At 56.2% G+C, this 9,812-nt stretch carries 8 protein-coding genes and 1 riboswitch; of the genes, 6 read left to right on the top strand and 2 right to left on the bottom strand.

The window, feature by feature from the left end; all coding sequences use genetic code 11:
- From V6C16_RS04355 to cycA, 6 genes are all read left to right on the top strand, one after another.
- A partial coding sequence (locus tag V6C16_RS04355; protein ID WP_333542806.1) for an ABC transporter ATP-binding protein occupies window positions 1–482 on the top strand: 482 nt, incomplete at its 5' end.
- A gap of 416 nt (window positions 483–898) precedes the next feature.
- Window positions 899–2,929 carry a cation:proton antiporter domain-containing protein gene (locus V6C16_RS04360; protein ID WP_333535996.1) on the top strand — a complete coding sequence of 677 codons (2,031 nt, stop codon included), beginning with the start codon at window positions 899–901 and terminating at the stop codon, window positions 2,927–2,929.
- A gap of 267 nt (window positions 2,930–3,196) precedes the next feature.
- Window positions 3,197–3,628, top strand: a complete 432-nt coding sequence (locus V6C16_RS04365) for a CoA-binding protein (protein ID WP_333535994.1) — start codon at window positions 3,197–3,199, stop codon at window positions 3,626–3,628.
- A gap of 3 nt (window positions 3,629–3,631) precedes the next feature.
- Window positions 3,632–4,081 carry a YkgJ family cysteine cluster protein gene (locus V6C16_RS04370; RefSeq protein WP_333535993.1) on the top strand — a complete coding sequence of 150 codons (450 nt, stop codon included), beginning with the start codon at window positions 3,632–3,634 and terminating at the stop codon, window positions 4,079–4,081.
- Between the two features lie 3 nt (window positions 4,082–4,084).
- Window positions 4,085–5,119, top strand: coding sequence for a J domain-containing protein (locus V6C16_RS04375; RefSeq protein WP_333535991.1), 1,035 nt, complete (start codon window positions 4,085–4,087; stop codon window positions 5,117–5,119).
- A gap of 152 nt (window positions 5,120–5,271) precedes the next feature.
- A riboswitch (glycine riboswitch) is annotated at window positions 5,272–5,361 on the top strand.
- A gap of 895 nt (window positions 5,362–6,256) precedes the next feature.
- Window positions 6,257–7,678, top strand: coding sequence for a D-serine/D-alanine/glycine transporter (gene cycA, locus V6C16_RS04380; protein WP_333535990.1), 1,422 nt, complete (start codon window positions 6,257–6,259; stop codon window positions 7,676–7,678).
- A gap of 208 nt (window positions 7,679–7,886) precedes the next feature.
- Here cycA and V6C16_RS04385 read toward each other — a convergent pair whose 3' ends face one another.
- Window positions 7,887–8,312, bottom strand: a complete 426-nt coding sequence (locus V6C16_RS04385) for an aspartate 1-decarboxylase (RefSeq protein WP_333535989.1) — start codon at window positions 8,310–8,312, stop codon at window positions 7,887–7,889.
- A gap of 439 nt (window positions 8,313–8,751) precedes the next feature.
- Window positions 8,752–9,174 (bottom strand): hypothetical protein, encoded by a 423-nt coding sequence (locus V6C16_RS04390; RefSeq protein WP_291440230.1) that lies wholly within the window; start codon window positions 9,172–9,174, stop codon window positions 8,752–8,754.
- Window positions 9,175–9,812: the final 638 nt, after the last annotated feature.

Consider the following 9,812-nt stretch of genomic DNA (forward strand, 5'->3'; position numbering starts at 1 on the left):
GCAGTGTTTTTGATGCCGTACTTTTGGGGCGCAGGGCGCGCATGGGCTGGCGGCCCGGCCCGGATGACCGCCTGAAAACACAGGCCATCCTTGGTGAACTGGGCCTTGAGGCACTGCAAAAACAGTGCGTCACCAGCCTCAGCGGCGGCGAACTGCAAAAAACGCTCATTGCCCGCGCCCTTGCGCAGGAAGCCCCGGTGCTTCTGCTGGACGAGCCGGTCAACCATCTGGATATCCGCAATCAGGTGGAAATTCTTGAAACAGTTACAAAACTCGCCCAGCGCAAGCGCATGTGCGTGCTTATCGTGCTGCACCACCTGAGCTATGCCCTGCGTTATGCGCAGGATATCACGCTGCTGCACCAGGGATGTCCGGTGTACCAGGGACCGGCATCGGCCCTGGACGAACACGACCTGAGCCGGACATATGGCATCCCGGTTCGCATGCAAACCATCGACGGCCAGCCTCACGTGCTTTTCTAGAGCAGATTAACTTTGAAATGCTTCACATTTCAAAGTTTTCATTCAGCCGAAAAATGTAATTTTCGACTGAATCTACGCCATGTTGTGGCGCGCTGCACTTTCGTGCAGCGTTAGGGCATTTACACTTTTTCAAAGTTAAAATGCTCTAAAAACGGGCAGACGTTTTTTGCCTTCACCCTGCGCCGGAATGAAACAACAACCACGGCAAAACCTGCAGCGTCCCCTGTAAAGACCCACCCGCCCAGACAGCCCGTGCCCGCGCCGGAAAGAAACGGCAGCACCTGCCGGAAAAACATGGCGGAAGCGCGCTTATTTTTTTACATAACTACACTAAATATAAGTTAATTAATGCCATTCACAGAAAGATGCTTGCGTGGCTATGGCCGCAGTGATATTTTGCCCGCCACGGAGGTCCTATGGACGTGCCTTTACTCTATGAGATAGTGACCATCTTTCTGCTTTCCATCTTCGTCACCGTTACCTGCAACAAAATCAAACTGCCCGCCACTGTGGGCTTTTTGCTCACAGGCGTTTTGTGCGGCCCGTCCGTGCTCGGCATAGTCAGCGACCGAGAAGCCATTGACCATGTGGCTGAAATCGGCGTTGCCATGCTGCTTTTCACCATCGGCATGGAGCTTTCCGGCGAGGCGCTCAACCGCCTGAAACGCCCGGTATTTATGGGCGGCAGCCTGCAAATCGGGCTTACCGTTCTGGCTGTTATGGGCCTTGGCCTTCTGGGCGGCTACACCTATCAGCAGGGCATATTTATGGGCTGCCTGGTTGCCCTTTCGTCCTCGGCCATCGTACTGCGCATCATGCAGGAACGCGGCTCCACCAATACGCCCACGGGGCGGCTGTCTCTCGCCATTCTTGTCTTCCAGGACATTATGGTGGCCCCCATGCTTCTGTGCGTTCCCCTGCTCTCCGGCACCCTTCACCTTTCGCTGGAAAGCGCCTTTTTTTCCACCCTGTGGGTGGTGCTGGCCCTTGGTGGCGTGCTGCTTTTCGCGCGCTTCGGCCTCGACCGCCTCATGGAAGCCGTGGTGCGTACACGCACCAGAGAAATACTGCTGCTCACCACACTGGGGCTGTGCCTCGGCATGGCCCTGCTGACCAACACCCTGGGCCTTTCCCTTTCGCTGGGCGCGTTTATGGCAGGTCTGCTGCTGGCCCGCTCCCAGTACAGCATGAGCGTCATTTCGGGTATTTTGCCCTATCGCGACGTGTTCATGAGTCTGTTTTTCATTTCCGTGGGCATGATGCTCAATGTGGATTTTTTTGGAAAACACTTTTTTTCCATCATTGGCCTCACCGCCCTGTTTATTCTGGTCAAAAGCCTGCTCACGCTGCCTGCGGTGCTCGTGCAGGGCTATCCCCTGCGTGCGGCCATCGTCACGTCCCTTTCCCTTGCACAGGTGGGTGAATTTGCCTTTGTGCTGGCGGCTTCTGGCCTGAGCGCCGGGCTTTTTGACATGGACGCCTATCAGAATTTTCTGGACGTAAGCGTGCTGACCATGATGCTTACGCCCGGGCTTATGGCTATTGCCCCACGTCTGGCCGACCGCTTTTCCGGGCAGCGCGGCAACGAACAGCAGGAAGAGGCTGCGGAGCAGGAAGGCAAAAAACGCCTGGAAGATCACTTGATTATCGTTGGCTTCGGCATCAGCGGCAAGCATCTGGCCCATGTGGCCAAAGAGTCGGGTATTGAATACACCATTCTGGAAATGAATCCCGAAACCGTCAGCCGCTACCGCCAGAAAGAACCCATCGCGCACGGAGACGCCTCGCAGCCCGTGGTGCTGGAGCACCTGGGCGTTACCCGGGCGCGGGTGCTGGTGATTGTCATCTCCGACCCCTCGGCTGTGCGCGCCATTACCATTGAGGCGCGGCGCTTTAATCCCAACCTCCATATCATCGCACGCACCCGTTTTGTTTCCGAGGTGGCGGCCCTGCGCAACCTTGGAGCGGACGAAGTGATTGCTGAGGAATTTGAAACCTCCATTGAAATTTTCACCAGAGTGCTGAGCCAGTACCTTGTACCCAGACAGGATATAGACACCTTTGCCGCCCGGATCCGGCAGGAGAACTACCGCATGATACGTCTCATGAGTTCTGCGACGGACTCACTGGACAGCGTTGTAAACCGCCTGCCCGACATGGGCGTACAGGCCATGCGCCTTGCCGGGATCTCCCCCCTGTGCGGCCGCAGTCTGGCGCAAACAGAATTGCGACGCCGCCACGGGGTGACGGTTATTGCCATCCTGCGGGAAGGGATAACTCACGCCTCGCCGGGTGCGGATGAGGTTTTTGAGCCTGGCGACATCGTGTACCTCTTCGGCAAGACCGACAAGGTTATCGCCATAGCGCCCCTGTTTTCCGGTCCAGTGCGCGAGCATGTCAGAGACGGCAGGGGGGGCAAGCCGCAAGAAGTCCAGCCAACGGCCTGAATGCCGGACTCCAAAGAGAATTGCCCCCGCTCTTGCAGCTTGCCGGACTTCAGCAAATAACCGCACAGCACAGGCCGCGCTGCGCACATTCCAGTCTGCCCGCCTCTGGGAGCCAGGCCTGCGCCAGGGCGACAGAGCGGCAACATGGCGCTACGCCCGGCCTCCTTGCCAGGAAAGCTTGCGCATTTTTCTGTAGCCGTCTAGGATGGCAGACTGCCGATGGAGAACGTCCGCCGGCCCTCTGTCACCACACTTTTCGGGGACCATATGCAGGATCACAAAGAATTGCGCGCCCAGCTTGAGCGGGCGCGGCGCATAGCCATTGTCGGGGCCAAGGACAAGCCCGGTCAGCCCGTTGACCGTGTGGGCCGCTATCTTATAGACAAAGGTTACGAAATTTATCCCGTACATCCGGTACGCACAACGGTCTGGGGGCTTGCGGCCTATCCCGACCTTGCGTCCCTGCCAGGCCCCGTGGACATCGTGAATCTTTTTCGCGCCCCACAATACTGCCCGGAACACGCGCGCGAAGTGCTGGCCCTGCCTTGGCGGCCTGCTGTGTTCTGGATGCAGCAAGGCATACACTCGCCCGAGGCAAGGGTTCTTCTGACCGCTCTCGGCATCACCGTCATCGAGGACGCCTGCATCATGGTCGAGCACGCCCGCCTTCTGCCCAACGCCGCAACTATTCAAGGATAATTCATGCCTGTCTCACCGGATACGGTTTTCAACTGCCGCATGTGCGGTCACTGCTGCGAAGGACGCGGCGGAATTGTGGTCAGCCCCACTGACCTTACGCGCCTGGCAGCACACATGGGGCTTGCCCCCGAAGCCGTTATAGAAGGATACTGCTACCATGTCGGCGGCAAGCTGAAAATCCGCAGCGGCGCAGACGGTTACTGCGTTTTCTTTCAGCAGGGGAAAGGCTGCGGCGTCCACGAGGGCAAGCCCGCCATCTGCCGTGCCTGGCCCTTTTTTCGCGGCAATATTGAAGACCCCGCAAGCCTTGCCATGGCTAAAGAATTCTGCCCGGGCATCAATGCCGACGCTCCCCATGCGGCTTTTGAGCGCCAGGGGCGTCAATACCTGCATGAAAACGGCCTGCTCGCCAGCGACAGCAGCTGCGAAGCCAACGCCCTTATCCTTAAATAACTCATGCGACGCCGCTCCCGCCAGATATCCCTCAAGGAATGCTACGAGATTCTCAAACTTGAGAAGAACGCTGACCTTGCCGCCGTTAAAAGGGCTTACCGCAGGCGTGCCTTTGAGCTGCACCCTGACCTGAACCCCGGCAATGTGGAAGCCAGCCGCGATTTTCAGCGGCTCAATGAAGCCTATGTGGCCCTTTCCGGCATTCTCAAGCACGAAGACGGCATCAGGGCCACATCCGAGGCGCGAAAGGCGACGCAAAAAAGCAAAAAACACGCAGATCCGGACGAGGGTGCCGACAAAACTTCCGGGGCCGCCGCAGAGGCCGGCCGGGCAGAAGAGCAAAGCTCTCCCCCACCTGGCGGGGCTGGCGCTGCCGGGCAACAGCAGGCAAAAACGGCGGACCAAGCCGCGGAACAGCCCAACGAGAGCGCCCAGGCCCAACAACAAGATAAAAAAGCCCAAAACGAAAAAGGCGCCCGGTCTGAAGGAAACGCCACAGACCACAACGCCACGGCAGGAACAGCCTATGCCGAGCAGGATGTTTTGCGCGACCTGCTTAACGATCCCTTTGCCCGCCGCGTTTTTGAAGATATTTATAGCGAGCTGAACCGGCAACATGCCGAAAAGCCGCGGCAGGACACAACCGAAACCCATACAGCGGAATCCGCCCCGCAAAACAGGGCCAGGCCAAAGGCCGCGCCAAAAGAAAAGAAAAGCGCTCCGCTGCATAAAGGCAATCTGGCCTGGGGTACACCCAAGTGGTCTGCCGACATGACAAAGGGCGTCACCGGCATGGTCAGGGGCTGGCTGCGCCGACAGATTGATGAAGAGCAAAGCCTTACCCTGCCCGCAGCCAACCTTGCGCCGGGCTGCCGGGTGCGCCTGCAGATACGCCAAGGCCTACAGGCTGAACTCAAAACGGTTGAAATAACTCTGCCCCCCGATTTTACCGTGGGAAAACCCATACGTTTGCGCGGCCTGGGCAAGCGCATTGGCCCCTGGCAAGGGGATCTTTACCTTACCCTGTATACCGAATAGCCCGGCAGCAGGCGGGGGGCGGGCAACCTTCAGGTAAAATTGCGCTAATCCGCCCCGATTGTGAAAAAACTTATTTGACAATCGTCATGCCAAGCAGTTACTACTTCTGAAAAGCACAGCAGATGCTTCGCATTGAATTTTCATAAAAGCGAACGATGACCATGAGAGAGCTTGCTGCTGGACAGCACGCCGAAGGGGCAAGAGCAATCGAAACTCTCAGGCAAAAGGATCATGGTCGGACGCACTCTGAAATTGGCACACGCTGATGACAGAAGTTGAACCTCAGAAACGAGGTGACTGTCATGGCGTTTTTTTATTCGCCATTAGCCCCGCTCTGGGCGCACCTTCGGCCCAAGCGCCACAACTGACCACGCAGGACAGGCCCGCAGGTGCTGCGGGCAACAAACTGCCGCAGCGGATTTGTTTCGCTTCTGTTTGCTCGCTCTCGTCTTTTCCGCCTTTTTTACGCCATCACAACATTTGAATCAGACGCTTCCCCGCCGAGGCTGTTCGTGTCTTTTTCTGAACAGTCCCACACTTCTGACATTGATCAGCGCCGCACCACGGCATGCAATTTCCATCCAGTAAAATCGCACAGGCGGCCGTCTGCTTTCCAGGCATGCCCGTCTGTTCTTGAACAGCCAGCAAAAATCTCCCACAGCGGCTTGGCCCCTCTGGCGGTATTTTCCAGCGCAGCTTCACGCGCGGATTTTTTGCCGTGTCTGCCTGCGCGCTTTTATGCCATGCCAGCCAGAATGCGTACGGCAAAGGGCGCTTCGGCCTTTGCGTGGCAATCACGCCACACGGCCCACGCCCTTCCGGGCTTTCCGCACAACACGTTCACACACCAGACAGATGACCATTTTTTCAAGGCTCATGGCCGCCCCGCATTTTTTGCGAGGCGGCGCGGGCCTCTCACCCTTTGCTGTCAGCAGGTCGTTATTTGACCCGGAACCGAGTTACCTGTAACTGACGCACCAGCTCCCCCCGCTGTTGCGCAAGGAGGACCCAGACCAAGGCAGGCGCGGCACAGGCCGGACAGGCTCTTTCCGCGCCGAAAAAACAGACATTGCCTTTTCGTGCGGGGTAAAAAAGCGATCACCCCATAGCACCAACAAAAAACAGGGAGCACGCACCATGAGTGACAAGCCCACTCCCCCCGTGGGACATGAAGATCCTCATACTCTCAAACGCGGTCTCAGCCAAAGGCACATTCAGCTTATTGCCATTGGCGGCGCCATCGGTACAGGCCTTTTCATGGGATCCGGCAAAACCATCAACCTTGCCGGGCCTTCCATCATCTTTGTATACGCCATTATCGGGGCCTTTCTGTACCTTGTCATGCGCGCCATGGGAGAACTTCTTCTCTCAAACCTGAAATATAAATCCTTCACCGACATGGCGGAGGACATCGTTGGTCCCTGGGCAGGCTTTTTTGTAGGCTGGACCTACTGGTTCTGCTGGATTGTTACCGGCACGGCGGACGTTATCGCCATAGCCTCCTACTTCCACTTCTGGTTCCCCACGCTTTCTGTCTGGATTCCTTCCATTCTTTTCGTGCTGCTGATTATGGGGCTCAATCTTGTTTCAGTGAACCTTTTCGGTGAAATGGAGTTCTGGTTCGCCTCCATCAAAATCGTGGCTATTATGGCTATCATTTGTGCCGGAGCGGTCATGGTCATTACCGGCTTTACTTCGTCCATATCGGGCGATGTGGCCGCGGTGTCCAACCTTTGGGATCACGGAGGATGGTTCCCCAAGGGGATTTTCGGCTTCTTTGCGGGTTTTCAGATAGCCATGTTCGCCTTTGTAGGCATTGAGCTGATCGGAACCACCGCGGCGGAAGCCAAGGACCCCGAAGTCAACCTGCCCAAGGCCATCAACACCATCCCCTTCCGTATCGTGTTTTTCTACGTGTTTGCCCTGGTAGCCATCATGTGCATCACGCCCTGGTCAGCCATTGACCCGGAAACAAGTCCCTTCGTGCACACCTTCGTGGCCGTGGGCATTCCCGCTGCGGCCAGCATCGTCAACTTTGTGGTGCTGACCTCGGCGGCCTCTTCCGCCAACAGCGGCATCTATTCCACCAGCCGCATGCTTTACGGGCTGTCGCTGGCCGGGGTGGCCCCCAAGTCTTTCGGCAAACTGTCTTCGCACCGGGTTCCCGCCAACGGCCTGCTGTTCTCGTGCCTCTGCCTGCTTCTCGGCGCGTCCATGCTCATTATCATGCCCACCATTATGGCGGCCTTTACCGTCATGACCACCATCTCCGCAATCTGCTTCATCTTCGTCTGGTCAATGATTCTGGTTTCATACTACGTTTACCGCAAGAAGCACCCCGAACGTCACGCGGCCTCCAAGTTCAAGCTGCCCGGCGGCGTATTTTCCTGCTGGATATGCTGGATTTTCTTCGCTATCGTGCTCGTTCTGCTGACCTTTGAAGCTGATACGCGCATGGCAATGCTTACCACGCCCCTGTGGTTCGTCATTCTCGGTATCAGCTACTTCTTCAGCCACAAGAACCATGTCAGCAAGCGGCAGAGCAACACCAACCGCTAAGCAACCGCTTTTTGAAAAAAAAATCAATATAAAAGGCCCGGAAACACCGGGCCTTTTATATTGTATGAAACATATCAATTTTGCGGACATATATGTTTTCAATATTCGCCCAATATTCCCTCTGCGTTTATCCTCACAATGATATTGTGCAGCTAGAGCAGATTAACTTTGAAGTGCTTCACATTTCAAAGTTTTCATTAGCGGCAGATCAGGCGTCCGGCAAAGGATCATCCGCGATGCTGAAAGACATGCCGTCATCCCTCTGTTCCACAACATAGCGCAATCTTTCCTGTACCTTGTTGTGAGCGTCAAAAGTCAGAACCACAGGGCTGCGCTCGGAAATATCGTTTGGTCCGGCCACATATTCAAAAGCGCTGATAATGACCTCATCCCCTTTCTGGCAGGTGCGCGCGGCCGCACCATTGAGGACGCAGCAGCGCGATCCGGCCTCGCCGTAAATGACATAGGTCGAAATGCGCTGCCCGCTGTGCTTGTTCCAGATATAGACGAATTCCAGCGGCATGATGCCCGCCAGCCCGCATATTTCCGGGTCAAGGGTAATGGATCCGTGATAGTCCAGCACACATTCCGTTACGCGGATGCCATGCAATTTGGCGCGTAAAATCTTCAGCATCTTTCTCTCTCTTTCAAAACGTGCCGCGCGGGATCGCGCACGGCGATCAACTTTGAGAATGTACATTCTCAAAGTTTAAGACACGCTCGCTTCGATGCTTAACCGCGCAAGTAAATAGCTCTGCTGTCTTCGCGGCAATCGTTGGCGAGCCTGCGAGCCTTACGAATGGCGACAGCGATTGTATGGAAACAGGCCGATCGTTACACATGCTGCCTGCAAGCGTATTTTCCTGCGTTACGATTTCTGAAGCATCCGTAACTTCCTTTGTCGTAACGGCTGAAGCTGCGCTTGCATCTTTACGGCGGGCGACTGCTCACGCAGCCGCTGGCGTGCATGCGCAATGCCGGCAAACACCCTGGGGCTTCCGGGCGAGGCAGAATTCGTAAAATGAAAAAGGCCGCAGGAGCGGCCTTGAACCTACGGATTCCACGAACAAAGATCAATACGCCTTGATGTACTCGTCCAGATTTTCAGCCGAGCAGTTGCGGCTGACCCAAAAAGCCGAGGCCCACACCATAAGGGCCGTGGCCTGCGTGTCGTCCAGGCTCTTGATTTTTGATTCAAGGCTTGATTTGCTGGCTCCGTGGCGCAGATGCACGCCGTTGACATCGCAGGCGTCAGAAACGCGCAGTATGAGATACGAAAGGCGCGTGTGGTCGGGCATGAGCTTCATATCTTTGTGCGCCTCGACAATGGTCTTCAGTTCCGGCCCGCTGAATATATGCTTTATGCCCGTGATGGCCCGGAAAAACGTGTCCACAGCCCAAGGCAGAATAAACTCCGCGCCAGCGCTCTTGGTACGAAAATAATCCTTGAGCCAGCGTTCCTGTTCTTCATTGATGCGTGCTGCGACTTGCGGCATGATGCCCCCGGGAAAAAACTGTATTTTATGTTCCGTCCGGCACACAGAGCAGCCGAACCTTATTTTACACCATGTTCTATAAAGCGCTACATCAATTAAAGCAGATTTTCAAGATAAAATCTAGACTTATTTTTAAAAATATTTTAGGCAGTTCCGCCACGCGCCCACCGTGCTCGACAGCGCGCAGCTTGCGCAAGCCGTCGTTTCAGAGTACTGCGCCGGCCATGTTTTTTAGAGCATTTTCACTTTGAATTTGCTCTGGTGGCTGCGTGAATATTCTTGGTGCGATTTTTCTGACAAACCGGCGCTAAACGCCGTCACAGGCCCGCCCGGACTTTCCTTCTCGACTCAAGGCCGCCGGTTTGGCATGATTGCACGCTGACGGCCCGTGCTGCGCTTCTCCGGTTACCTGCGGAAACTGCACACATGGCTACGGCCGGCCGAAACCTTTTTTGGCACACCGCAGCCGGGCGGCCCGGTGCGAAAACACGAGAGTATTCATGCATCATCTGCGTCAGGTCAAAGCGTCTGCCGGGTCAGGAAAAACCTATGAATTAACGCGCTGCTTTTTGCAGCGCCTTGTGGCCTGTGGTGAGCTCGGCACGGCGGCATCGCCCGCCTGCGCCCTGAGCAGCAGC

Source organism: Desulfovibrio sp. 1188_IL3213 (assembly GCF_036763145.1).
GTDB lineage: Bacteria > Desulfobacterota > Desulfovibrionia > Desulfovibrionales > Desulfovibrionaceae > Desulfovibrio.

Excerpts from the sequence above, each read along its gene's own strand:
- V6C16_RS04360 (WP_333535996.1), top strand. The coding sequence starts at position 899 with ATGGACGTGCCTTTACTCTATGAGATAGTGACCATCTTTCTGCTTTCC.
- V6C16_RS04365 (WP_333535994.1), top strand. The coding sequence starts at position 3,197 with ATGCAGGATCACAAAGAATTGCGCGCCCAGCTTGAGCGGGCGCGGCGC.
- V6C16_RS04370 (WP_333535993.1), top strand. The coding sequence starts at position 3,632 with ATGCCTGTCTCACCGGATACGGTTTTCAACTGCCGCATGTGCGGTCAC.
- V6C16_RS04375 (WP_333535991.1), top strand. The coding sequence starts at position 4,085 with ATGCGACGCCGCTCCCGCCAGATATCCCTCAAGGAATGCTACGAGATT.
- cycA (WP_333535990.1), top strand. The coding sequence starts at position 6,257 with ATGAGTGACAAGCCCACTCCCCCCGTGGGACATGAAGATCCTCATACT.
- V6C16_RS04385 (WP_333535989.1), bottom strand. The coding sequence starts at position 8,312 with ATGCTGAAGATTTTACGCGCCAAATTGCATGGCATCCGCGTAACGGAA.
- V6C16_RS04390 (WP_291440230.1), bottom strand. The coding sequence starts at position 9,174 with ATGCCGCAAGTCGCAGCACGCATCAATGAAGAACAGGAACGCTGGCTC.